The sequence below is a fragment of the Pseudomonas sp. NPDC077186 genome (assembly GCF_044543505.1).
GTDB lineage: Bacteria > Pseudomonadota > Gammaproteobacteria > Pseudomonadales > Pseudomonadaceae > Aquipseudomonas.
In genome coordinates, this window is the sequence record NZ_JBITWE010000001.1 from 1,196,746 (window position 1) to 1,219,512 (window position 22,767).

The 22,767-nt window shown below is 68.4% G+C and carries 23 protein-coding genes; 9 read left to right on the plus strand and 14 right to left on the minus strand.

Annotated elements, in window-relative coordinates; all coding sequences use genetic code 11:
* Position 1: 1 nt before the first annotated feature.
* Positions 2 to 682, minus strand: coding sequence for a class I SAM-dependent methyltransferase (locus ACIGKL_RS05675; protein WP_397485712.1), 681 nt, complete (start codon positions 680 to 682; stop codon positions 2 to 4).
* A gap of 144 nt (positions 683 to 826) precedes the next feature.
* On the opposite strand from ACIGKL_RS05675, the gene ACIGKL_RS05680 reads away from it, so the two are divergent.
* Together ACIGKL_RS05680 and ACIGKL_RS05685 are read left to right on the plus strand one after the other, a co-directional pair.
* Positions 827 to 3,925, plus strand: coding sequence for a transglycosylase domain-containing protein (locus ACIGKL_RS05680; RefSeq protein WP_397485713.1), 3,099 nt, complete (start codon positions 827 to 829; stop codon positions 3,923 to 3,925).
* A 103-nt stretch (positions 3,926 to 4,028) separates the two neighbouring features.
* A complete protein-coding gene (locus ACIGKL_RS05685) occupies positions 4,029 to 4,913 on the plus strand; it encodes an alpha/beta hydrolase (RefSeq protein ID WP_397485714.1) in 885 nt (294 codons plus the stop codon).
* A gap of 113 nt (positions 4,914 to 5,026) precedes the next feature.
* Here ACIGKL_RS05685 and ACIGKL_RS05690 read toward each other — a convergent pair whose 3' ends face one another.
* From ACIGKL_RS05690 to ACIGKL_RS05705, 4 genes are all read right to left on the minus strand, one after another.
* Positions 5,027 to 5,245 (minus strand): VF530 family DNA-binding protein, encoded by a 219-nt coding sequence (locus tag ACIGKL_RS05690; RefSeq protein ID WP_397485715.1) that lies wholly within the window; start codon positions 5,243 to 5,245, stop codon positions 5,027 to 5,029.
* A 69-nt stretch (positions 5,246 to 5,314) separates the two neighbouring features.
* Complete coding sequence (locus tag ACIGKL_RS05695; RefSeq protein WP_397485716.1) at positions 5,315 to 6,448, minus strand: redoxin domain-containing protein; 1,134 nt, start codon at positions 6,446 to 6,448, stop codon at positions 5,315 to 5,317.
* A gap of 197 nt (positions 6,449 to 6,645) precedes the next feature.
* Positions 6,646 to 8,130, minus strand: coding sequence for a sodium/proline symporter PutP (putP, locus tag ACIGKL_RS05700; RefSeq protein WP_122107565.1), 1,485 nt, complete (start codon positions 8,128 to 8,130; stop codon positions 6,646 to 6,648).
* 463 nt (positions 8,131 to 8,593) lie between these two features.
* The gene (locus tag ACIGKL_RS05705; RefSeq protein WP_397485717.1) at positions 8,594 to 9,718 is read right to left on the minus strand and encodes a GNAT family N-acetyltransferase; all 1,125 of its coding nucleotides are present in this window, start codon (positions 9,716 to 9,718) and stop codon (positions 8,594 to 8,596) included.
* 103 nt (positions 9,719 to 9,821) lie between these two features.
* On the opposite strand from ACIGKL_RS05705, the gene ACIGKL_RS05710 reads away from it, so the two are divergent.
* Positions 9,822 to 10,427: an inorganic diphosphatase gene (locus tag ACIGKL_RS05710; RefSeq protein ID WP_397485719.1), complete on the plus strand. Its 606-nt coding sequence runs from the start codon at positions 9,822 to 9,824 to the stop codon at positions 10,425 to 10,427.
* 310 nt (positions 10,428 to 10,737) lie between these two features.
* Here the strand turns inward: ACIGKL_RS05710 and ACIGKL_RS05715 are convergent, their stop codons facing one another.
* The 8 genes from ACIGKL_RS05715 to ACIGKL_RS05750 form a co-directional block, all read right to left on the minus strand.
* Positions 10,738 to 11,655, minus strand: a complete 918-nt coding sequence (locus ACIGKL_RS05715) for a ParB/Srx family N-terminal domain-containing protein (protein WP_397485721.1) — start codon at positions 11,653 to 11,655, stop codon at positions 10,738 to 10,740.
* Positions 11,656 to 11,730: 75 nt separating this feature from the next.
* Entirely contained in the window at positions 11,731 to 13,044 is a 1,314-nt protein-coding gene (locus tag ACIGKL_RS05720) for an OprO/OprP family phosphate-selective porin (protein ID WP_397485723.1), read from the minus strand.
* Positions 13,045 to 13,222: 178 nt separating this feature from the next.
* A complete protein-coding gene (locus tag ACIGKL_RS05725; RefSeq protein WP_397485724.1) occupies positions 13,223 to 13,555 on the minus strand; it encodes a YnfA family protein in 333 nt (110 codons plus the stop codon).
* Between the two features lie 10 nt (positions 13,556 to 13,565).
* Positions 13,566 to 13,994 carry a hypothetical protein gene (locus tag ACIGKL_RS05730; protein ID WP_397485725.1) on the minus strand — a complete coding sequence of 143 codons (429 nt, stop codon included), beginning with the start codon at positions 13,992 to 13,994 and terminating at the stop codon, positions 13,566 to 13,568.
* A 74-nt stretch (positions 13,995 to 14,068) separates the two neighbouring features.
* Positions 14,069 to 15,229, minus strand: coding sequence for a CynX/NimT family MFS transporter (locus ACIGKL_RS05735; protein ID WP_397485726.1), 1,161 nt, complete (start codon positions 15,227 to 15,229; stop codon positions 14,069 to 14,071).
* 100 nt (positions 15,230 to 15,329) lie between these two features.
* Positions 15,330 to 16,142, minus strand: coding sequence for an SDR family oxidoreductase (locus ACIGKL_RS05740; RefSeq protein WP_397485727.1), 813 nt, complete (start codon positions 16,140 to 16,142; stop codon positions 15,330 to 15,332).
* Positions 16,143 to 16,247: 105 nt separating this feature from the next.
* Complete coding sequence (locus ACIGKL_RS05745) at positions 16,248 to 16,616, minus strand: DUF2784 domain-containing protein (protein ID WP_397485728.1); 369 nt, start codon at positions 16,614 to 16,616, stop codon at positions 16,248 to 16,250.
* The gene (locus ACIGKL_RS05750; protein WP_397485729.1) at positions 16,616 to 16,945 is read right to left on the minus strand and encodes a DHCW motif cupin fold protein; all 330 of its coding nucleotides are present in this window, start codon (positions 16,943 to 16,945) and stop codon (positions 16,616 to 16,618) included. Before ACIGKL_RS05750 ends, ACIGKL_RS05745 begins: the two co-directional genes overlap by 1 nt.
* Positions 16,946 to 17,141: 196 nt before the next feature.
* On the opposite strand from ACIGKL_RS05750, the gene ACIGKL_RS05755 reads away from it, so the two are divergent.
* From ACIGKL_RS05755 to ACIGKL_RS05780, 6 genes are all read left to right on the plus strand, one after another.
* A complete protein-coding gene (locus tag ACIGKL_RS05755; protein WP_397485730.1) occupies positions 17,142 to 17,363 on the plus strand; it encodes a DUF2061 domain-containing protein in 222 nt (73 codons plus the stop codon).
* A 63-nt stretch (positions 17,364 to 17,426) separates the two neighbouring features.
* Positions 17,427 to 17,915 carry a GNAT family N-acetyltransferase gene (locus ACIGKL_RS05760; RefSeq protein ID WP_397485731.1) on the plus strand — a complete coding sequence of 163 codons (489 nt, stop codon included), beginning with the start codon at positions 17,427 to 17,429 and terminating at the stop codon, positions 17,913 to 17,915.
* Between the two features lie 88 nt (positions 17,916 to 18,003).
* Positions 18,004 to 19,302, plus strand: coding sequence for a serine/threonine protein kinase (locus ACIGKL_RS05765; protein ID WP_397485732.1), 1,299 nt, complete (start codon positions 18,004 to 18,006; stop codon positions 19,300 to 19,302).
* Entirely contained in the window at positions 19,295 to 20,062 is a 768-nt protein-coding gene (locus tag ACIGKL_RS05770) for a VacJ family lipoprotein (RefSeq protein WP_397485733.1), read from the plus strand. The genes ACIGKL_RS05765 and ACIGKL_RS05770 overlap by 8 nt, the downstream gene beginning before the upstream one ends.
* A gap of 91 nt (positions 20,063 to 20,153) precedes the next feature.
* Positions 20,154 to 20,597 carry a MerR family transcriptional regulator gene (locus ACIGKL_RS05775; RefSeq protein ID WP_397485734.1) on the plus strand — a complete coding sequence of 148 codons (444 nt, stop codon included), beginning with the start codon at positions 20,154 to 20,156 and terminating at the stop codon, positions 20,595 to 20,597.
* Positions 20,598 to 20,699: 102 nt separating this feature from the next.
* Entirely contained in the window at positions 20,700 to 21,554 is an 855-nt protein-coding gene (locus ACIGKL_RS05780; protein WP_397485735.1) for a pirin family protein, read from the plus strand.
* Positions 21,555 to 21,566: 12 nt separating this feature from the next.
* Here the strand turns inward: ACIGKL_RS05780 and ACIGKL_RS05785 are convergent, their stop codons facing one another.
* Complete coding sequence (locus ACIGKL_RS05785; protein ID WP_397485736.1) at positions 21,567 to 22,748, minus strand: patatin-like phospholipase family protein; 1,182 nt, start codon at positions 22,746 to 22,748, stop codon at positions 21,567 to 21,569.
* Between the last annotated feature and the right edge of the window lie 19 nt (positions 22,749 to 22,767).

Below are 22,767 nucleotides of genomic sequence, written 5' to 3' on the forward strand. Positions count from 1 at the left end.
GCTAGAGCGGCTTGAGCAACAACAGCAGCGACACCGGCTGCACGCTTTCCGGGTGCAGCGGCTCCTGCAACCACTCCAGGCGCCAGCCGGTCTCGCCGATCAGCGTCAGCCACGACTGCAGGGTGCGGAAGAACCAGGGCATGGGCGCCTGGAAGCCCTCGCCGAAACCGGCGAAGTCCTCCACCCGCCAGCCGTCGCGATAGGCCTCGCCGTGGCTGGCGCGCCAGGGATGCAGGGTCTGGATCAGCAGGCTGCCGCCCGGCGCCAGCAGCCCGTGCAGGCTGTGCAGGAGCGGCTGCAGCGGCTCCTCGAGCAGGGCGAAGTTGCACACCAGCACCTCGAAGCGGCCCAGCGCCTCGGCCTGGCTGTCCAGTTCGGCGTAACCGCAGACCCGGTACTGGCTGCGTCCACCTGCGGCGGCGCGGGCCGCCTCGATCAGCGGCGCCGAGGCATCCACGCCGACCGACTCGATGCCGTGCTCGGCCAGGCCGCGGCACAACCAGCCCTCGCCGCAGCCGATATCCAGCACCCACTTGGGCGCCAGGGCCAGCACCGCCTGGAGAATCGCCGCATCGGTGACCAGCCGCCGGCTCTCGATGCGTTGCTCGCGCACCGCGGCGGCCCAGGCATCGGCGTTGGCCTGCCAGCTCTGCTGAAGCTGTTCTCGATGATCGCGCTGCATGCCAATTTCCTGCATTTTTGCGGTGGAGTGGATTCTAGACGCTGCGCCAGCGTCTAAGCTGATATCAGGCAAACGCGGTGAGCCGCCTTGCGGCGGTGCCCACCCGGGGGATTTCCGTGAGCTGACAGGCCAGGCCGGTGGATTATGGGCGCATTATGGCAATCCGATCCTCAGCAGCGCGACCTTGCGTCGGACGCTATCGCGGCGACCGAACCGACGCCGGGTCCGCCGTCGCGGCGCTGGCGCCTGCTGCTGTCCCTGCTGGTGGCGCTACTGTTGCTGCTCGGCGCCGCGCTGCTCGCCTTCGAGCTGCGCAGCGCGCACTTCCAGGCCCGAGAACTGAGCCGCTACGCCGCCAGCCTGAGTTATCGCATCGAACCCGGGCCGAGCCCGGCCATCGTCTATCCGAGCGACGGGCCGTTCGACAAACGCCAGGGCTACGCCTACCTGCCGTTGATGCTCGAACGCCTGCAGCAGCGCGACTTTCTGATCAGCGAGCAGGCACGCTTCTCCCCGGCGCTACTGGCCTATAGCCGCCGCGGCTTCTTCCCGCCGTTCGTCGAGAAGAGCCAGAGCGGCCTGAGCATCGCCGACTGCCGCGGCACGCCCTTCTATGAGTTCCGTTACCCGCAGCAGGGCTATGCCGACTTCGCCGCCATCCCGCCGCTGGTGGTGAACAGCCTGCTGTTCATCGAGAACCGTCATCTGCTCGACACGCGCCAGCCGCTGGCCAACCCGGCGGTGGACTGGCCGCGCTTCGCCATGGCGGCACTGTCGCAGCTGGGCAAGCTGCTCGACGTACAGGACCAGTCCGCCGGCGGCAGCACCCTGGCCACCCAGTTGGAGAAGTACCGCCATTCGCCCGACGGCCTGACCCTGTCGGCCGGGGAGAAACTGCGGCAGATGGTGTCCGCCAGCGTGCGCGCCTACCAGCAGGGCCCGCAGACCCTGGAAGCGCGGCAGAACATCGTGCGCGACTACCTCAACAGCGTGCCGCTGTCCGCCGCGCCGGGGCACGGCGAGGTGCACGGCCTGGCCGACGGCCTGCGCATCTGGTACGGCGCCGACTTCGAGCGTAGCAACGCCCTGCTCGACCCCGCCCGCACGCCCGAGGCCAGCCTGGCCGAGCGCGGCCTGGCACTACGCCAGGTGTTGTCGCTGATGATCGCCCAGCGTCGCCCGTCCTATTACCTGGCCCAGGGCCGCAAGGAGATGGAGGCGCTGACCGACAGCCATATCCGCCTGCTGGCCGGCGGCGGGCTGATCGACGGCGCCCTGCGCGACGCCGCCCTGGCGCAGAAGCTGCGCTACCGCGACTGGCAGCTGGAGCCCAACCTGCGCCCGGTGGAGAGCGACAAGGGCATCAGCGTGGCCCGTTCGCGCCTGTCCAACCTGCTCAATATGCCGCTGTACGACCTCGATCGCCTCGACCTGGCCGCCCGCACCACCTTGCAGCGCGACCTGCAGCAGCAGGCCAGCGCCTACCTGCAGCGCCTGGCCGAGCCGGAGTTCGCCGGGCAGATCGGCCTGTTCGGCGAACGCCTGCTGTCGCCGGAAAAGACCGCCGAGGTGCGCTACAGCTTCACCCTGTTCGAGCGCACCGCCAGCGGCAGCCGGGTGCGGGTGCAGACCGACAGCACCGACCAGCCGTTCGACATCAACGAGGGCAGCAAGCTGGAGCTGGGCTCCACCGCCAAGCTGCGGGTGCTGGCCACCTACCTGGAGATGATCGCCGAGCTGCACCAGCGCCATGCCGGCAAGAGCGCCGAGGAGCTGCGCGCGCTGGACATAGCCCCACAGGACAACCTCAGCCGCTGGGCGATCGACTACCTGCGCGGCAACCCCGGCGCCAGCCTGCCGGCCATGCTCGACGCGGCGCTGGAGCGCAAATACTCCGCCAGCCCGCACGAACGCTTCTTCACCGGCGGCGGCCTGCACACCTTCGGCAACTTCCGCCGCGAGGACAACGGCCGCAACCCGACCCTGCGCGAGTCGCTGCGCGAGTCGATCAACCTGCCGTTCATCCGCCTGATGCGCGACCTGGTGCGCTACAGCACCTACCAGAGCAGCGCCGAGCTGCTCAAGGACGACAAGGACCCGCGCCGCGAGGAATACCTGCGCGGCTTCGCCGACCGCGAGGGGCGCACCTTCCTCCTGCGCTTCTGGCGCAAGTACCAGGGCCAGGCGGAGCAGCAGCGCCTGGAAACCTTCCTCAGCGGCCTGCGGCAGACCTCGGTACGCCTGGCCGCGGTGCACCGCTACCTGATGCCGCAGGCCGACGAGGCCAGCTTCGCCGCCTTCCTGCGCGCCCAGGTGCCGCAGGAGAAACTGACCGACCAGCGCATCGCCCGCCTCTACCTGGACTACGGCCCCGGCGCTTACAGCCTGCCGGACCAGGGCTATATCGCCCGGGTGCACCCGCTGGAGCTGTGGCTGCTGGGCTTTCTCATCGAGAACCCGCAGGCCGGCTTCGGCGACGCCGTCGCCGCCAGCGTCGACGAGCGCCAGGAGGTCTACGGCTGGCTGTTCCGCAGCCGGCACAAGAGCGCCCGCGACAGCCGCATCCGCATCATGCTGGAGGTGGAGGCCTTCTCCGACATCCACCGGCGCTGGCAGAACCTCGGCTATCCCTTCGCCCACCTGGTGCCGTCGCTGGCCACCGCCATCGGCAGCTCCGGCGACCGCCCGGCGGCGCTGGCCGAGCTGATGGGCATCATCCAGAACGACGGCATCCGCCAGCCGGTGCTGCGCATCGAGGAATTGCACTTCGCCGCCGCCACGCCCTACGAGACGCGGGTCGCGCGCGATACCCGCACTGCCAAGCGGGTGATGTCCTCGGAGGTCGCCGCGGCGCTGCGCGGCGCGCTGTCGCAGGTGGTCGAAGGCGGCACCGCGCGGCGCCTGCAGGGCAGCTTCCTGCTGCAGGACGGGCGCAGCCTGACCCTCGGCGGCAAGACCGGTACCGGCGACAACCGCATCGAGAGCGTCGGCGCCGGCGGCCGGGTGCTCAGCTCGCGTGCGATGAACCGCACCGCTACCTTCGTGTTCTTCCTCGGCCCGCGCCACTACGGCACCCTCACCGCCTTCGTCCCCGGCCGCGAGGCGGAGAAATTCACCTTCACCTCGGCGCTGCCGGTGCAGGTGCTCAAGGGCATGGCGCCGATCCTCGCGCCCTACCTGGAGCCGGGCAGCGCCACCCTGTGCCAGGCGCCGCAGAGCGCGCCGCAGATCAGCTGGCGGTAACACCCGGTAACCACGCCGGCGCCGCCAGCGCGCAACCGGGCGACGAACGAGCAGTCCATGGCTGCAGTGTCCGTTTAGCCTAGGACTTTCGTCTGGAGCCGCCATGCCCCCATCCTGGATCGCCCTGCTGCGCCGCCGGCGCCTGAGTCTGTTCGTCCTGGCCTGCCTGCTGGTGCTGCTGCCAATCGGCTGCGCCAAGCTGGAGCAGACCGAGCGCGAGCTGGTATTTCGCATCGAGCCGGGTACCGCGCGCTGGTTCAGCGGCCTGCCCGCCGGCATCGAGGAGCTGCAGCTGCAGTCGCCGCAGCTGACGGCCGAGGAAAGCCTGCACGCCTGGTGGTGGCCGGCCGCGCGCGCCGAGGCGCCGACCCTGCTGTACCTTCACGGCTCGCGCTGGAACCTCACCGGCCAGCTGTTTCGCATCGAACAGCTGCACGCCATGGGCTTTGCCGTGCTGGCCGTCGACTACCGCGGCTTCGGCCAGAGCCGCGGCCAGCTGCCCTCCGAGCGCAGCGTCTACCAGGACGCGCGCATCGCCTGGGAGCATCTGGCCAGGCTGCAGCCGCAGCCGGCCAAGCGCCTGATCTACGGCCATTCCCTCGGCGGCGCGGTGGCGATCAATCTGGCCCGCGAGCTGGCCGCAGCGGACGAGGCGGCGCAGGCCGGCGGGCTGATCGTCGAATCCAGCTTCACCAACCTGGCGGATGTCGCCGGCGCGGTGACCCGCACGCGCCTGCCGGTGCACTGGCTGCTGTCGCAGGAGTTCGACTCGCTGAGCAAGATCGCCGAGGTGGGGATGCCGGTACTGATCGCCCACGGCCGCGACGACCGCTTTATCCCCGCGCGCTTCAGCGAGGCGCTGTACGCCGCGGCGAGCGAGCCCAAGCAGCTGCTGCTGATCGACGGCGCCAACCACAACAACGGCCTGCGCATGGCCGGCAGCAGCTACCGCCAGGCCCTGCAGGCCCTGGGGCTGGGTTTGAACTAGGCGGCGGCCGGGGGATTCACCGCTGTTTTTGCACGGTGCCAGCACGTCGCCCGGATGCAATCCGGGCGCGGCTTGCCAGGCATCCGGATCGGGAAACAGCGAGAGGCGCGCGCCTAGGCCCGATCCTTGAACTGCTGCAGGTAGAGCGCCTCGACCTTGGCCCGCGCCCAGGGCGTCTTGCGCAGGAAGGCCAGGCTCGACTTGAGGCTCGGCTCGTGCTTGAAGCAGCGGATATCGATGTGCCGGGCCAGGCCGTCCCAGCCCAGGCGCTCCACCAGGGCGCTGAGGATGGCCTGCAGGGTGAGGCCGTGGAGCGGGTCTTTCGCGGTCATGGGGCAGCCTGTGCGGGTTGGGGGAAGGGCCGCCACCTTAGCCAAAGGCGGCCGCCGGCGAAAGCCCGCTCAGTTGCTCGCCGCCGGCGAGTCGTCGGCGACATCGGCCGCGCCGCGCACGCCTTCCTCGAGATAGCCCAGGTTGGCCTCGCGGATCTGCTTGGCCGCCTCGTCGTAGAGAAACGGCAGGAACATGAAGCGTCGCCCGCGGGTCACCGGCAGCGCCTCGTGCAGCAGCGAACAGGCGAACACCACGGCGCCGCCCGGCGGCGCGCTGTACAGCGCCGCGCCGAACTCGGGAAAGCGCAACCAGCCGCCCTCGTACTCGCCGCTGTTGAGAAACAGCGAGACGGCGAAGCGGCGGTGCGCCGTGCCCTTGGTGGTGTTGTCGCGGTGCGGGCGGAAGTGCCCCTCTTCCTCGGCGTCGTAGCAACCGATCAGGTAGCGCTCCATGCGCGAGACCTTGAACTGGAAGGCGCGCTCGATCTGCGGCACCAGGCGCTGGTGGATGCGCTGGCGACAGACTTCGCGCAGCGCCTCGTCCTCCACCAGGCAGTCGCGCCGGCTCTTGTGCGTCTGGCCGATCACCTGCACGGTCTTGCCGTCGATGTCCTGCATGTAACCGGACGGCTCGCCGCCGCGCGCCTGGTAGTAGTTCATCAGTTCGCGGCACAGGCTCGGCTCGAAGATCCGCGGCAGCACCAGCACCGGCGCCTGGAACGCCGCGCGACAGGGCGCGCCGATCTGCGGCAGGCTGTCCAGCACCTGTGTCAGCGCCTGCAGGTGCGCCGCCACCTCGCCGGCGAAGGGCAGCACCGCCAGCACCCGCAGCATGGGGTCGAGCACGTAGCTGACGCGCTGGTAGCGGCCGTCCTCGCGGCAGGCGCCGTACAGGCGGCTGACCTGGCGGTCGAAATCCCAGAAGTAGCGCACCCCCGGCAGCGACTCGGCGACGCGCTGCAGGCGCGCGTCGTCGGCATCCACGGAGACGCCGAAGAAGGCCAGGTTGAGGTCGTCGAAGCGCTGGCGCTGCGCGTTCAGCCCGGCCAGCAGCGCCTGGCTGGCGGGCTCGGCGGCCGAGGCGAAGAAGCACAGCAGGATGTAGCGCCCGCCGACCGTGTCGAACACGAAGCGCTGCCGGCTCTGCGTGGGACAGACGAACCAGGGCGCGGCCTCGCCGACGCCGAGTAAATCGTTGGCCATGCCCGCGCCCTCCGCGCGACTGAAGGAAAGCGGCCCCTGTGATAGGGAACTCAGGCCTAAGCATAGCCAGTCGGCGGCCGGGCGTCGTCTGCCGGGCCGCCTGGCGCTGGCGCAAAGGCTGGCCGACCCGCAGTGCAGGTACAAAAAAGGCGGTGGTTGCCGAGGCAACCACCGCCTGTGTCGTCACAGCCGGGGGATCAGACCGACTGGTATTCCTTCTCCGCTTCGTCGAAGCGCTGCAGCATGGCCTTGCTCGGGCCGTTGCCGATGCGGCTGAAGATCAGGATGGCCAGGGTGGCGAGGATGAAGCCGGGGATGATCTCGTACAGGCCCAGACCGATCCAGTTCTTCCACACGATCACCGTGGTGGCGCCGACCAGCATGCCGGCCAGGGCGCCGTTGCGGGTCATGCCTTTCCATACCAGGGAGAGGATCACCACCGGGCCGAAGGCGGCGCCGAAGCCGGCCCAGGCGTAGGACACCAGGCCCAGGACGCGGTTTTCCGGGTTGGCGGCCAGCCAGATGGCGATCAGCGCCACCAGCAGCACCATGGCGCGGCCGACCCAGACCAGTTCGGTCTGCGAGGCGCCCTTGCGCAGGAAGGCCTTGTAGAAGTCCTCGGTCAGGGCGCTGGAGCACACCAGCAGCTGGCAGCTCAGGGTGCTCATCACCGCGGCGAGGATGGCGGACAGCAGGATGCCGGCGATCCAGGGGTTGAACAGCAGCTTGGACAGCTCGATAAACACCCGCTCCGGGTTCTCGGCGACCGGGCCGGCCAGTTCCGGGTGGGCGGCGAAGTAGGCGATGCCGAAGAAGCCGACGGCCACGGCACCGGCCAGGGTCAGGATCATCCAGGTCATGGAGATGCGGCGTGCGGCCGGAATGGCCTTCACCGACTCGGCGGCCATGAAGCGCGCCAGGATGTGCGGCTGGCCGAAGTAGCCCAGGCCCCAGGCCATCAGCGAGATCACGCCGACGAAGGTGGCGCCCTTGAGCATGTCGAAGTTGGTGGCGTCGTTCAGCTCGATGGCGGCGAAGGTCGCATCGGCGCCGCCGGTGGCGATCAGCACCACGATCGGGGTGAGGATCAGGGCGAAGATCATCAGCGTGGCCTGCACGGTGTCGGTCCAGCTCACCGCGAGGAAGCCGCCGATGAAGGTGTAGGCGATGGTGGCGGCGGCGCCGGCCCACAGTGCGGTCTCGTAGCTCATGCCGAAGGTGCTCTCGAACAGACGGGCACCGGCGACCACGCCGGAGGCGCAGTAGATGGTGAAGAACACCAGGATCACCACGGCGGAGAAGATGCGCAGGATGCGGCTGTTGTCTTCGAAGCGGTTGGTGAAGTAGTCCGGCAGGGTCAGGGCGTTGCCGTTGTGCTCGGTCTGCACGCGCAGACGGCCGGCGACGAACAGCCAGTTGAGGTAGGCACCGATGACCAGACCGATGGCAATCCAGCTTTCCGAGATACCGGCGATGAAGATGGCGCCCGGCAGGCCCATCAGCAGCCAGCCGCTCATGTCGGAGGCACCGGCGGACAGCGCGGTAACGAAACTGCCGAGGCTGCGGCCGCCGAGGATGTAGTCGGAAAGGTTCTTGGTGCGCAGATAGGCGACCAGGCCGATCAGCACCATGGCTGCGATGTACACCACGAAGGTGACGAGCATTGGAGTACTAGCTGTCATTGGGGGGCTCCCCTCTCGTTTGTTGTTATCGGGCATCGGCGACCGCCCATGCCCTGAATGGCAAAACGCACCCGCTCGTGGCGAGTGCCGGGCTCCGCTCTCTGTCACTCGTCGCACCGGCGCATTGGCGGGCACAGGCAAGGGCAGAAACCGGCGCTGTGGGATCTCCACCGCATCGTCACTGCATCGGCAAGTGCCTGGGCACCCTCCCTGACCTCCCTGGCTGACGCCTGCGGCCACCGAATCGCGCCACCACCGTGCTGGCCGCTGTTATCGGTCTAGCTCAGCATCGCTGGTCTGACCAATGGGCGCGGCCGGAAACGGTCGTGACGAAAAGTGAAGGGCGGAATTTAGTGGCAGAGCGGCGCGGGCTTCTTGCAAAAAGCTCTGGAGTTTTTACAGAAAGCTCCAGCCCGGGGAACTTCCGGCGAACGGCCGTTCGAGCCGGCGCGCGGTGCCGCCCTCAGCCCTGGCGATAGGGCAGGTAGCGCCGCGCGTCCTCGGCATAGGCCAGCACGCCGGGGCGTTCCTGGGCGAGGAAATCCGCCACCGCGGCGCGCAGGCCGGGATGGCAGAGGTAATGCCAGGAGCGGGTGATCGCCGGCTCGAAACCGCGGATCAGCTTGTGCTCGCCCTGCGCGCCGGCATCGAAACGGGCCAGGCCCTGGTCGATGGCCAACTGCATGCCCTGGTAGAAGCAGGTCTCGAAATGCAGCCGGTCGAACTCGGCCAGGCAGCCCCAGTAGCGGCCGTAGAGCGAGCCGCCGCCGAGCAGGCTGAAGGCCATGGCCACCGGACGCGAGCGCTGGCGCGCCAGCACCACGCGGATGGCGTCGGGCATGCGTTCGGCCAGCAGGCTGAAGAAGGCGCGCGTCAGGTACGGCGCCTGGCCGCGCACCTGGTAGGTGTTGGCGTAGCACTGGTAGACGAAGTCCCAGTCCGCCTCGCTCAGTTCGCCGCCCTGGCGCCAGTCGAAGTCGATGCCCTGCCCCGCCACCTGCTCGCGCTCCTTGCGCAGTTGCTTGCGCTTGCGCGAACTCAGCGCCTCGAGAAAGTCCTGGAAGTCGCGGTAGCCGCGGTTCTTCCAGTGGAACTGGCAGCCGAGGCGTTCCAGCCAGCCGGCGCGGCCCTGCAGCAGGGCGTCGCAGGCCGGCGCGGTGAAGTTGATATGCAGGCCGGACAGCCCCTGTTCTTGCAGCCCCGTACACAGCTCGTCGAGCAGCTGCCCGGCGGCCTGCCGATCGCCGAGCAGGCGCGCGCCGCCGACCGGGGAAAAGGGCACCGCGCCGAGCAGCTTGGGGTAATAGGCGATGCCGGCGCGGCGACAGGCGTCGGCCCAGCCGTGGTCGAACACGTACTCGCCGTAGGAATGCTGCTTGAGGTAGGCCGGCATGGCGGCGCGCAGCGTGCCGTGCGCATCCAGCCACAGCCGGTGCGCCGGCTGCCAGCCACTGCGCCCGCCGACGCTGGCGCTGTCTTCCAGGGCGCTGAGAAAGGCGTGGCACAGAAAGGGCTGGGCGTCGGCCAGCAGCGCGTCCCAGCTGGCGGCCGGTACGTCGTGCAGGGAAGCGGCGAGGCGCAGGGTCATGGCGGCACTCCGGCGGCGGGGCTGCAATATATCTCTAACAATGGCCGAGCATGATGACGCCGCGAGCCCGCACCCACAACTCGAAGACCCGCTAGGAGCCATCATGCGCAAGACCCTGCTTGCCCTCAGCACCGCCTGCCTGCTCGGCAGCCCTCTGCTGCAGGCCGAACCGGCCATCGTCCACCCCTTCCACGCGGCCCAGGCCGAGAACGCGCCGAACGACGTGCACATGGCCGTGGAGATTCCCGCCGGCAGCTTCACCAAGTACGAGATCAACGGCGAGGGCCTGGTGTTCGTCGACCGCTTCCAGTCGATGCCGGTCACCTACCCGGCCAACTACGGTTCGCTGCCACGCACCCTGGGCGGCGACAACGACCCGCTGGACGGCCTGGTGCTGACCCGCGAGGCGCTGCACCCGGGCGTGCTGATCAAGTTCCGGCCCATCGGCTACCTGAAGATGATCGACGGCGGCGAGGCCGACGAGAAGATCATCGGCGTGCCGAGCAGCGACATCGACCCGACCTACGACGCCATCCAGGACATCGACGACCTGCCGGCCGTCGAGCGCCAGCGCATCGAGGCCTTCTTCCGCGTCTACAAGCAGCTGCCGGAGGGCCGCAAGAAGGTCGAGCTGAACGGCTACGGCAACGCCGCCGAAGCTCGCGAGATGATCAAGAAGGCGATGGACAGCTACACCAAGCAGTCCTGAGGCCGACGCCAGGCAAGAGCCCCGGAACTCCGGGGCTTTTTTGTTGGCCAGGTCATCGTTAGTCGTTACAGACCCTGTAGGAGCGAATTTATCCGCGATGCTGGCGGGCGACGCGGTGCACACAGCCAGAACCGGGCATCGACCCGCCACCCGAACCCAGGGAAGTACTGAACCGTCACTCCCGCGAAGGCGGGAGCCCAGGTACTGCAGCGGTTGTGGATTATTCCCCTTCGGGCCAGCGCAAACGCTGTTCGGCGATGAGGCCACTGTCCCGCCTGCGCGGGACTAGCCTTGTCGCTTCCTTTGCAGATCAACCGCGCGGCTTGTAGCCGACCAGCAGGCTCAGCTTGCGGCTGGCCACCTTGTTCAGCTCCTTGCGGTCGATGGCGGCATAACCGCCCAGCTCGCGCGCCATGAAACCGCTGTCGCCGACCCGCTCCTCGGCCGGCAGCGCCACCATCAGCTCGGCCGCGGCCTGCACCGCATCGCGATAGCCGCCGCGCTCGCGCAGGTCGAAACGGCTCAGGTCGAGACGCTCGCGCAGCCAGTTGCCCCAGTAGAACTCGAGAAACTCCGGCGCCACTTCGCCGGAGCGCGGCTTGTCGTAGGCCACCTCGCGGGTGAAGTAGACCAGCGCCCGGTAAGGATCGTCGCCCAGATTGGCCAGGCCGAGCTGCGCCGGCAGTTGCCGCGGCTGCAGCGGCTGCCCGGCGCCGTCGCGCAGCCAGACCTTGCGCGCCGCCTGCATGCGCTGCCAGAAGGCGGCCAGGTCGGCGCTGTCGCTGAAGTTGTCGGTCACCTTGACCCACATGCGCAGCTGCGCGCCGGCGCCGGGCTGCTCCCACAGGCTGGTGAAGGTGTGGTGACCGTCGGTGAGAAACAGCTGGCCGCCGGGACCGACCACCACGGTCTTCATCTCGCCGGCGCGCGAGCCGACCTCGCCCTGGCAGGCGAAGCTGTCGGGCCGGTGCAGATCGGCGCCCTTCGGCACCCGGCTGCTCTCGCCCTGGCCGTTGGCCTCGCAGTACTCGTCGAACAGTTTCTGCGGCTCGCTGGCGAAACGCGCGAGCTTGTAGTGGATCTGGTCGTGACCGACCGCCGCCTGGGTCGGGTGCAATTGTTCGAGACGCACCTGCAGCAGCTCGCCCGGCTGGGCGGCGCGGTAATCCTCGGCAGCGGCCGACAGGCTCAGCCCCGCCGCCAGCAACAGACTCAACATCTTGTTCATGTGGCAACTCCTGATAACGCGGATTCACAAAAAAGCCCCGCACGGGGCGGGGCTCAAAGGAGCAGTAATGGCTGCTTAGAACACGTACTGCAGGCGGCCCATGATGGCCTTGCCGTCGTCCTGGACGTCTTCGCCGGCGATCTGCTGGGTGGTGTCGATGTTGTCCACCTCGTAGTCGACGTAGTTCAGGCTCATGCGCACGGCCGGGGTCGGGAAGTAGTTGACGCCGACCACGAAGGCGTTGGCCTCGAACTCGTCGGTGACATCGGCGGCGATGATGCCGGCGACCTGGTCGTTCAGCTGACCGGGGATGGCGCCGGCGTCGGAGTCGACGGTATTGCTCTCGTAGCGGGCGAAGACTTCGATGGCACCGGCCTGGGTCGGCTTGTCCCACTTGCCGGCGCCGGCCTTGTAGCCGCGCACGCCGCCGAACATATAGGACACCTGGCCGTAGTAGCCGCTCAGGTCGGCATCGGCCGAAGCGCCGCCGGCGGTCTCGCCGGAGATGTTGCGCTGGAAGTACTCGGCCTGGGCGCGGAAGGCACCGAACTGGGCACCGGCTTCCAGAACCCATTCGGTGTCCTTGTCGGCCACGCGCGAATCGGCGAATACCAGGCGGTCGTCGTTGTCGCTGCGGATACCCAGGCGGGTACGGGCGCGGGCACGGTCGTCGTCCGGGTTGGAGCTGTGGAAGTTGGCGCCCAGGTGGATCACGTCGGTGCCGTTCAGGTAGGGCGCCCAGTTGGCACGCAGGGTGTAGCCGTAGGCTTCGTCGTTGCCGCTGTCGGCGGACTCGTAGGTGTTGTAGTGACCCACCTGGGCCATCAGGCCGTAGTTGTCGCCGGCGTGCATGACGTTGACGCCGAACTTGGTGTCCTCGTCGCCGTTGAGCAGGTCGTACATGAACGGGCGCTCCATGCCGGTGATCCAGGAGGAGCTGGTGGTGTTTTCCAGACCGTAGTCGACGCCATAGCGACCGATGGTGACGTCGGCGAAGCCCAGGCCGGCGTAGGTGATGAAGGCGCGGTCGACGGCGGTGTTGTCGCCTTCGGCGCTGTCGTCGTAGCTCAGGCGCAGGCCCCAGCCCCAATCGGAGTAGGCGACGCCTTCCAGGCCGAACTCACCGCGGCGGATAAAGGTGTTGAAGGTATCGTCGAACGGCTGGTTCTGGCTGGCCGCCTGCAGACCGTCGAAGTTGATGGCGTCCCATTGCAGCTTGCCGTTCAGCTTGAAGCTGAAGGCCTTGTCGACGGTGGCGACTTCCAGACCGCCTTTGGTCTTGATCACGAGGTCGGCGCCGTCAGTGGTGACGGTGCCGGCGAAAGCCTGGGCGGAAACGGCCAGGGCCAGGGCGCTGGCTGCGAAACCGGCGAAGTGCTTACGGATCATCGAGATTCCCCTGTTGGACTTTTAGTGTTGAAAACACCCGAGCGCTGGGCTCGTTCGTGCTGGGGGGAATCTTGGCGAGGGGTTATTTCAGCTCAGTTGCCGATATATAAAGATTTCATGACAACGGAACTTTTTTACTTCGATTATCTATAAGCAGCGCAGTGCTCTGGCCCGCGGTTCAGGACGGCGCGAAGCGCGGCCCGAACAGGATGATGGTGGCGCCCGCCAGGCACAGCGCCGCGCCCAGCCAGTCGCTGGCCAGCGGCCGGGTCTTCTCGACCAGCGCCAGCCAGGCCAGCGAGGCGACTATATAGACCCCGCCGTAGGCGGCGTAGGCGCGCCCGGCGAACGCCGCCTCGACCCGCGTCAGGATCAGCGCGAACAGCGCCAGGCTGAGCAGCCCGGGCACTATCCACCAGGCGCTGCGGTCGAGCCGCAGCCACATCCAGAAGGCGTAGCAGCCGGCGATCTCCAGCAGCGCGGCGAGCAGGAACCACAGGTAGTTGAGCACGTTCGCCTCCTCAGCCGCGCAGCATGCCTTCGCGTTCCCAGGCGCAGCGCACGCGCAGGGCGCCCTCCTGGGGGCTGTGGAAGCCGCTGTCGGATTCCCAGCGGAAGGTGTGCACGCCATTGAGCTCGGTTTCCAGGTGCACCACCGCATTGGCCCAGTACAGGCGCTTGAGCAGCGCCTCGAAGGCCTCGATCCACAGGTTCCACTCGTACTCCACCGCGCCGTAGCTGGCGCCGAAGTGGATCACCTGGGTCTGGTACAGGCCGGCGCCGGGCTGCTCGCAGAAGGAGAACATCTCGCGGCCGAGGAAGGGCCAGAGGTCGCCGGCCGGCAGGTCGGCCAGCACGCCGTGGTTGGTTTCGCGGCGCAGGCGACGCAGCTCGGGATCATCCGAGGGCCAGTCGCGGATGCAGCCATAGACGATGGATTCGGACTCCACACCGGCACTCCAGGAAAAACAGACCGCCTTCTAACACAGCCCCGGCGGGCAAGAAAGGAACTGGCGCGAATTCTTCACCGCTGGCGCCGCTGGCTGCGCCCGAGCAGCCAGGCGATCAGCGTCATCAGCAGGGCCAGGCCGGTGAGCGCGGCGAACGGCAGGCGGTAGCTGCCGGACAGGTCGCGTGCCAGGCCGGTGAGGATCGGCGTCGTGCAGGCCAGGCCGTAGCCGGTGAACAGCATCATCGCGGTCCAGCGGCTGACCGCCAGCGGCGAGCCGGCCTCGTACAGCGGCAGCACCAGCGACAGGGCGAAGGAGCCGCCGAGGCCGAAGCCGATCAGCACCGCCCAGAGCTCGGGAACCAGGCTCGGGGCAAAGCTGATCATCGCCAGGCACAGGCTGCTCAGCGCACCGCACGCCAGCAGTAGCGAGTAGCGGGCATCGAAACGCTGCGCCAGCCAGGGCAGCAGGAAGGAGCTGGGCAGCCCCATCAGCATGGAAATGCTCAGCAGCGAGTTGCTGCGCAGCAGGCTCAGCCCGGCCTCGTGGTAGCGCGCCACCACCCAGGTGGCCAGGGCGTAGAACAGGCCGGCCTGCAGGGCGAAGAAACAGCTGATCAACCAGGCCCGCGGCTGTCGCCAGGGCAGGCCGCCCTCCTGCGTCTCGCCGGCGCCGAGCTGGTTGGGCAGGCACAGCCAGAGCAGCACGCCGAGCAGCGCAGGCGCGGCCCAGACCGCCAGGCCGAGGTGCCAGGCATCGCCGAGCAACGCGGTGGCCGGCGCGGTGAGCACCGCACCGGCGGCGCCGCCGATGGCCATGCCAAGGGAGTACCAGCCCACCACACGGCCCATCTGCCCGGCGAAATAGCGCTTGATGAAACCCGACAGCAGCGGCCCGGCCACCGCGATGGCGGCGCCGAGGGCGATGGCGCTGGCGATCAGCACCGCGCTCTGGTGCGCCGCCAGGCGCGCCAGCAGGGCCAGGGCGATCAGCGCCAGACACAACACGATGGTGCGCTCCAGCCCCCAGCGCAGCGCCAGGCGCGGCGCCAGCGGGGCGAGCAGGCCCATGCACAGCACCGGCAGCGCGGTGGTCAGGCTGATAAAGCTGCGGCTCAGCGACAGCTCGGCGGCGATCCGCTCGATCAGCGGGGCAAGGGAGGTGATGCCGGGGCGCAGGTTGATCGCCGCCAGCACCAGGGCCACCAGCAACAGGGCCCGAGGGACTGGTTTCACGGATTATCCAAGGTCAGAACGGCAGGCAGGCCGGATCGGCCACCCTACCCCCGCAGGCCCGCTCGGGCAAGCCTGCGCCGGCAATTAACTGACCTTTCGGTCAGCCCGCGGGCTTGGCCTTGCCGCGCATCTTGTCGGCCATGTTGGCCATCTCGTCGTAGAGCGCCTGCGGGTTCTGCTGCTTGAGCGCCCAGGCCATGCGGCCCATCTCGTGCGGCAGGATCATAAAGCTGCCCTTGGCCAGTTCGGCGTGGATGTACTCGGCGATATCCGCCGCACTGATCGGCGAGCTTTCCAGCAGCTTGCCGACCTGCGCCTTCATCGCCGGGGTCGGACCGCGGAAGGAGTCCAGCAGGTTGGTCTGAAAGAACGACGGGCAGACCACGTGCACACCGATCTCCTGCTGACGCAGCTCGATCAGCAGGCTTTCCGACAGCGCCACCACGCCGGCCTTGGCCACGTTGTAGTTGCTCATCGCCGGGCCCTGCATCAGCGCCGCCATCGAGGCGATGTTGACGATCTTGCCCTTGCTCTGCTCCAGCAACGGCAGGAAGGCCTTGCAGCCCTTGACCACGCCCATCAGGTTGATCGCGATCTGCCAGTCCCAGTCTTCCAGCGACAACTCGCTGAAGAAGCCGCCGGACGCCACCCCGGCGTTGTTGACGATGATGTCGATACCGCCGAACTGCTCGTCGCAGGCCTGCGCCAGCGCCGTCAGCTGGCTGTAGTCGCGCACGTCGCAGCGGCGGGTGAAACCGTCGCCACCGGCCTCGCGCACCAGCTTGAGGGTCTCGGCCAGGCCGGCCTCGTTGACGTCGGCCAGGGCCAGACGCCAGCCATCGCGCGCCCAGCGCAGGGCGATCTCGCGCCCCAGGCCGGAACCGGCGCCAGTAATCATCATGCGGTTTTGCATAGCGGTCTGCCTTTCAATGTCCGGTTGGAATGGCTGGCAGTGTAGCGAAGGAAATAGTGCCGCCAGCCCTTCATCAGGCTTATGAATAGGCAGGGCAAATCGGCGCTACGGCCTGCGCTTCCAGCGCCAGATCAGCCAGCCGTACACCGCGCCGTTGACCAGCAGCACCACGGCGCCGAGCCACAGCTGGAGCTGCGCCGTCAGCCCGGCCGGGTAGATCAGCGGAATCAGGTAGTGCTCGACGAAGCCGCCGTCGTAACCGGCCTGCCCCGCCGCGCGGCGCAACTGGTTCTCCCAGGGCGTCAGCGGGCACAGCAGGTGGAAGAACTCCACCGTCGCGCCCCAGGCCACCGCCGGCAGGTGCAGCCAGGCCAGCCGCGGCCAACGCAGCAGCAACAGGCCGCCGCCCAGCACGAAGAGGATAAAGGCCAGGTGCAGCAGCACCAGCGCATCGGCGGCCAGGCGCAGCAGCATCAGTTCACCACGAACAGTCGCGCGCCGCTCGCTGTCGAGGAACGGTGCGCCTCGGCGGCATCGGCGACCTGATAGCTCATCCCGGGCTTGAGCACGAACACCCGGCCGTCTTCCAGTTCGGTATGCAACTCGCCTTCCAGGCACAGCAGCACATGACCCTTGTGGCACCAGTGATCGGCCAGGTAGCCGGGCGAATACTCGACCATGCGCACCGGCAGCGCGCCGAACTGGCAGGTGCGCCAGTACGCCGTGCCCTTCTCGCCGGGATGCTCGCTGCGCGGCAGCGCGGCCCAATCGGTAACGCCGAAGGGAATATCGTCGATCTGCATGCTCAGGACTCCGCTCAACAGGGCGACTCAGCTTAGCCCAGCACCACAGCGGCGCGAGCTGAATAGAAGTGCACTTTCAATAAAGAAAAATTCATACAGCCTGACTATCGAAGCCATGCACAGCCCGTATTTCCACACGGACAACAGGGCGACTAGCCTTGCTTTCGACGCGAAACGATTCTCATCGAGGTGCAGCATGCTCAAGACCCTGACCTTCACCCTCATGCACTTCTGCATCGCCTTCGGCGTGGCCTACGCGCTGACCGGCAGCATCGCGGTCAGCGGCCTGGTGGCGGCGGTCGAGCCGCTGTGCAACTCGGTGGGCTTCTACTTCCACGAGAAGTTCTGGGCGCGCCTGGAGGCGAAGCAGCGCGAGTCGGCCATTCCCGGGCATGCCTGGCTGCACCACCACGTCTGATCGGCGACTTGCCAGAGCCCTGGGCACCCGCGGCATACTCGGCGGCATCCACAAGGAGCCGCCATGTCCAAGCTGAGCCTGCGCCCCGCGCAACCCGCCGATATTTCGCTGATTCTCGACTTTATCCAGGAGCTGGCCGAGTACGAACGGCTCAGCCACCAGGTAGTCGCCGATCCGCTGCAGATGACCGAACACCTGTTCGGCCCGCGCCCCTTCGCCGAAGTGCTGATCGGCGAGGTGGACGGCGAGGCCGCCGGCTTCGCCCTGTTCTTCCACAACTATTCCACCTTCCTCGGCCGTCCCGGTCTGTACCTGGAAGACCTCTACGTGCGCCCCGCCGCCCGCGGCGCCGGCCTGGGCAAGGCGCTGCTGGCCGAACTGGCACGCCTGGCAGTGAATCGCGGCTGCGGCCGCCTGGAGTGGTCGGTGCTGGACTGGAACACGCCGGCCATCGGCTTCTACGAGAGCCTGGGGGCCACGCCGCAGGACGACTGGACGGTCTACCGCCTGACCGGCGAGGCGCTGGGCGCGCTGGCCGGACAGCCCCGATAGACGGCGGCTCTGGCACTTTGCCCCAGCTATTGCTGTCATAAGCGGGCTGTTCAATCGAGACGTTCTTTTCTTAAAAGGAACTTGCCACATGCCCAGCCTTGCCCGACTCGCCGCCCTGCTCGGCGGCCTGGCCTTCTGTGCGTCCGCCGCGGCGACGGACGTGGACGCCGAAAGCTATGGCTTTCCGCTGGCCAACCCATTCGAGGCGACCATCGCCACCACCCCGCCGGCGCTGCGCCCGGCGCTGCCGGCGGATGAGGCCATCGACCAGCGCGACTATGCCGTGCGCATCCGCCCGGATCGCCAGTTCGAGCTGCTGGAGAACTTCTGGCCGGTGACCAAGCTGCAGTACCGCCTGGCCCAGCAGAAGGGCCGCGCGCCGCTGATCTTCATCATCGCCGGCACCGGCGCGCACTACGCCAGCGGCACCCCGGAATATCTGAAGAAGCTGTTCTACGGCGCCGGTTTCCATGTGGTGCAGCTGTCCTCGCCGACCAGCTACGACTTCATGGCCGCCGCCTCGCGCTTCGCCACCCCGGGCTACACCCCGGACGACGCCGACGACCTGTACCGCGCCATGCAGGCGGTACGCGCCCAGCACCCCAAGCTCGAGGTCAGCGAGTTCCACCTCACCGGCTACAGCCTCGGCGGCCTGCACGCCGCCTTCGTCAGCCAGCTCGACGAGACCCGCCGCGCCTTCGACTTCAAGCGCGTGCTGCTGCTCAACCCGCCGGTCAACCTCTACACCTCGATCAGCAACCTCGACCGCCTGGTGCAGACCAAGGTCGAGGGCATCGACAACAGCACCAACTTCTACGACCTGGTGCTCGGCAAGCTGACCCGCTACTTCAACGAGAAGGGCTACCTGGATATCAACGAAGCCATGCTCTACGACTTCCAGCAGTCCAAGGAGAAACTCTCCGACGAACAGATGGCCATGCTCATCGGCACGGTGTTCCGCTTCGCCGCCGCCGACATCGTGTTCAGCTCGGACCTGCTCAACCGCCGCGGCCTGATCACCCCACGCGATTACCGCATCAGCGAGGGCACCAGCCTCACGCCCTTCTTCCAGCTGGCGCTGCGCTGCGACTTCGACTGCTACATTGCCGAACAGCTGGTGCCGATGTGGCGCGCCCGCTACGACGGCGGCAGCCTCAACCAGCTGATCGATGCGGCCAGCCTCTACGCGCTGGAGGACTACCTCAAGGGCAGCGACAAGGTGGCGGTGATGCACAACGCCGACGACCTGATCCTCGGCCCCGGCGACATCGGCTTCCTGCGCCGCGCCTTCGGCGAGCGCCTGACCCTGTACCCGCGCGGCGGGCACTGCGGCAACCTCAACTACCGCGTCAACAGCGACGCCATGCTGGAGTTCTTCCGTGGCTAAGCACTGGATTCTGATCGCCCTGGCGCTGGCCAGCGCGCCGGCCCTGGCCGAACACCACGCCGACCCCGACGGCTTCACCAACCCGCTGCAGCACCTGCGGTTCAACCCGGGGCTGGATCAGCAGGAGTTCGAGCGCGCTTCCAACGACGCCCTGCAGGTGTACGACCCGCTGGAGTCGTGGAACCGCCGCGTCTACCACTTCAACTACCGCTTCGATCAGTGGGTGTTCCTGCCGCTGGTGGACGGCTACCGCTACGTCACCCCGAACCTGGTGGAAAGCGGCGTGCACAACTTCTTCAGCAACCTCGGCGAAGTGCCGACCCTGGCCAACAGCCTGCTGCAGCTCAAGGGCCAGCGGGCGATGAACAGCACCGCGCGGCTGCTGTTCAACACCATCCTCGGCATCGGCGGCATCTGGGACCCGGCCAGCCGGATGGGCCTGCCCCGGCTGCGCGAAGACTTCGGCCAGACCCTCGGCCACTACGGCGTGCCGGCCGGCCCCTACCTGATGCTGCCGCTGCTCGGCCCCTCCAACCTGCGCGACACCGGCGGGCTGGTGGCGGACTACAGCCTGGAAAGCGCGGTCAATTACCTCGATGTGGCCGACGCCAGCAGCCGCAACCCCGGCATCACGGCGCTGCGCGCGGTGGACGAGCGGGCGCACACCAGCTTCCGCTACGGCCAGCTCAACTCGCCGTTCGAGTACGAGAAGCTGCGCTACTTCTATCACGAGTCGCGCAAGCTGAAGATCGCCGAATGACAGGCCGCCGAGCGGCGGGATAACCCCGTTGACCGCGGGGCCGCCCCGCGGTTTTAAGCTGACGGCCTCTCGCCACCTGAAGGAGTGCAGCATGCGCGTCGCCCAACTGGCCAAGGCCGCCGCCGTCAGCGGCGATACCGTGCGCCACTACACCGACCTCGGCCTGCTCAAACCGCGGCGCGATCCGCACAACGGCTACCAGCTGTACGCCGCCGAGGACCTCAAGCGCCTGCGCTTTATCGCCCGCGCCCGCCGCCTGGGCTTCAGCCTCAAGGACGTGCAGGCCATCCTCGCCCGCGCCGACAGCGGCGCCGAGCCCTGCGCCGAGGTGCGCGAACTGCTCGGCGAGCGCCTGCACGCACTGGAGGCGCATATCGCCGAATGCCAGCGCCTGGCCGGAGTGATGCAGCGCGCCCTCGCCGACTGGGCCGCGCGGCCGCAATGCGCGGCCGACGGCCAGGCCATCTGCCAGCTGATCGAGGACTTCGACCTGCCCGGCGAAAACCGCCCGGCCAGCCCCTGCCCCGCCCACTGAAACATCGAACAGATCGATCAGTAGCCCGCAAAACTTGCGCTATTTGATCGACAGGATAGGCGTAGCATGGTCTCCATCGCCTCGACCGACGGAGTCCACGCCATGACCCAAGCCCGCCGCATCCTCAGCATCCAACCCGGCCAGCCGGCCTCGGACGGCGCCGGCGTGCGCCTCAACCGGGTCATCGGTGGCCCCGGCCTGGAGCGCTTCGATCCCTTCCTGATGCTCGACGAATTCTCCAGCAGCGACCCGGACGACTATATCGCCGGCTTCCCGCCGCACCCGCACCGCGGCTTCGAGACCATCACCTATATGCTCGAGGGGCGCATGCGCCATGAGGACCACCTGGGCAACGTCGGCCTGCTCGGCACGGGCGGCGTGCAGTGGATGACCGCCGCGCGCGGCATCGTCCACAGCGAGATGCCCGAGCAGCAGTCCGGCGCCATGCGCGGTTTCCAGCTGTGGCTCAACCTGCCGGCCCGGGACAAGCTGGGCGACCCCGGCTACCGCGATATTCCGGCCGAGGAGATTCCGCGCCTGACCACGGCAGGCGGGGTCGAAGCGGTGGTGATCGCCGGCCAGTTCGACGACGGCCAGCTCCGCCAGGCCGGCGCCGTGCAGCGCCCGCACACCCAGCCGCAGCTGTTCGACCTGCACCTGCCGCCCGGCAGCCGGATCGCGCCGCGCCTGGCCGACGGCCAGCGGGCGATGCTCTATGTCTACGAAGGCGTGCTGGAGCTGCCGCAGGCCGGCGCCCAGCCGGTCGCCGCCGGGCGCCTGGTGCGGCTGTCCGACGCGGGTGAATTGCACCTGGCCAGCGCCCAGGGCGCACGGGTGCTGCTGATCGCCGGCACGCCGCTCAACGAGCCCATCGTGCAGTACGGCCCGTTCGTGATGAACAGCCGCGAGGAGATCGAGCAGGCCCTGCGCGACTTCCGCGACGGCGTGCTGGCCTGATCCGGCGCGGCGTCAGGCCGGCTGCGCCACCTCGGCCAGACCGAGAAAGGCGCACAGGTCGGCTTTGCGCGCCATGGCGTCCTGGTAGCCCAGCTCGATCAGCTCGCTGCAGTAGCCGGGCTCGAACAGCAGGTAGCTGAGCACCCCGGCGCCGCCCGCCTTGGTCGCCCCCGGCCCGCGCAGGAACAGGCGCAGCGCCCGCGGCAGCTCGCGCTGGTGGCGCGCGGCGATCTGATCCAGCGGCCGGCTCGGGGCGATCACCAGCACGTCCACCGGATTGAGGCCGAGGCCGCGCGGGCGATGCTCCGTCGGCACCAGGCCGCTCAACTGGTTGAGCCGGTCGAGCAGCTCGATATCGCTTTCCAGGCTGTCGATAAAGGTGCTGTTGAGCAGATGGCCGCCGATCTGCGCCAGGCTCGGCGGGCGATTGCTGAGCAGGCGCGGCGCCGGTTGACTGGGCTCGAGCTGGGCGTTGCCGCTGACCCCGATCACCAGCACGCGGCTGGCGCCCAGGTGCAGCGCCGGGCTGATCGGCGCCGACTGGCGCACCGCGCCGTCGCCGAAATATTCGCGGTTGATCTTCACCGGCGGGAAGATCAGCGGGATCGAGGCGCTGGCCAGCAGGTGTTCCAGCTGCAGGCGGGTCGGCACGCCGACGCGGCGGTGGCGGAACCAGGGGTCGATGGTGGCGCGGCCCTGGTAGAAGGTCACCGCCTGGCCGCTCTCGTAGCCGAAGGCGGTCACAGCCACGGCGCGCAGCTGACGATGGCGCACCGCCGCGGCGATGCCGGAGAAATCCAGCTCGCGCGCCAGCAGCTCGCGCAGCGGCGAGCTGTCGAGCAGCGCCACCGGCACCTCGCGGCCCAGGCCGAGCAGGCTGTGGCCGACGAAGCGCGCCGCCTGGCGCAGCACCCCCGGCCAGTCGCTGCGGTACACCATATGGGTGTGAAAACCCTGCCACACCGCGGTCAGGCGTCGCACCGCCTCGCTGAAATGCAGCGCCCCGCAGGCCAGGCCGACGGCGTTCACCGCGCCGGCCGAGGTGCCGACTATCACCGGAAAGGGGTTGTGCGCGGCATCCGGCAGCAGGTCGGCGATGGCCGCCAGCACGCCGACCTGATAGGCCGCCCGCGCCCCGCCGCCGGAGAGGATCAGCCCGGTGACAGGCTCGTGGGGGCGGGCAATGACGGTCATCGGGGCAAATCCTGGGGTT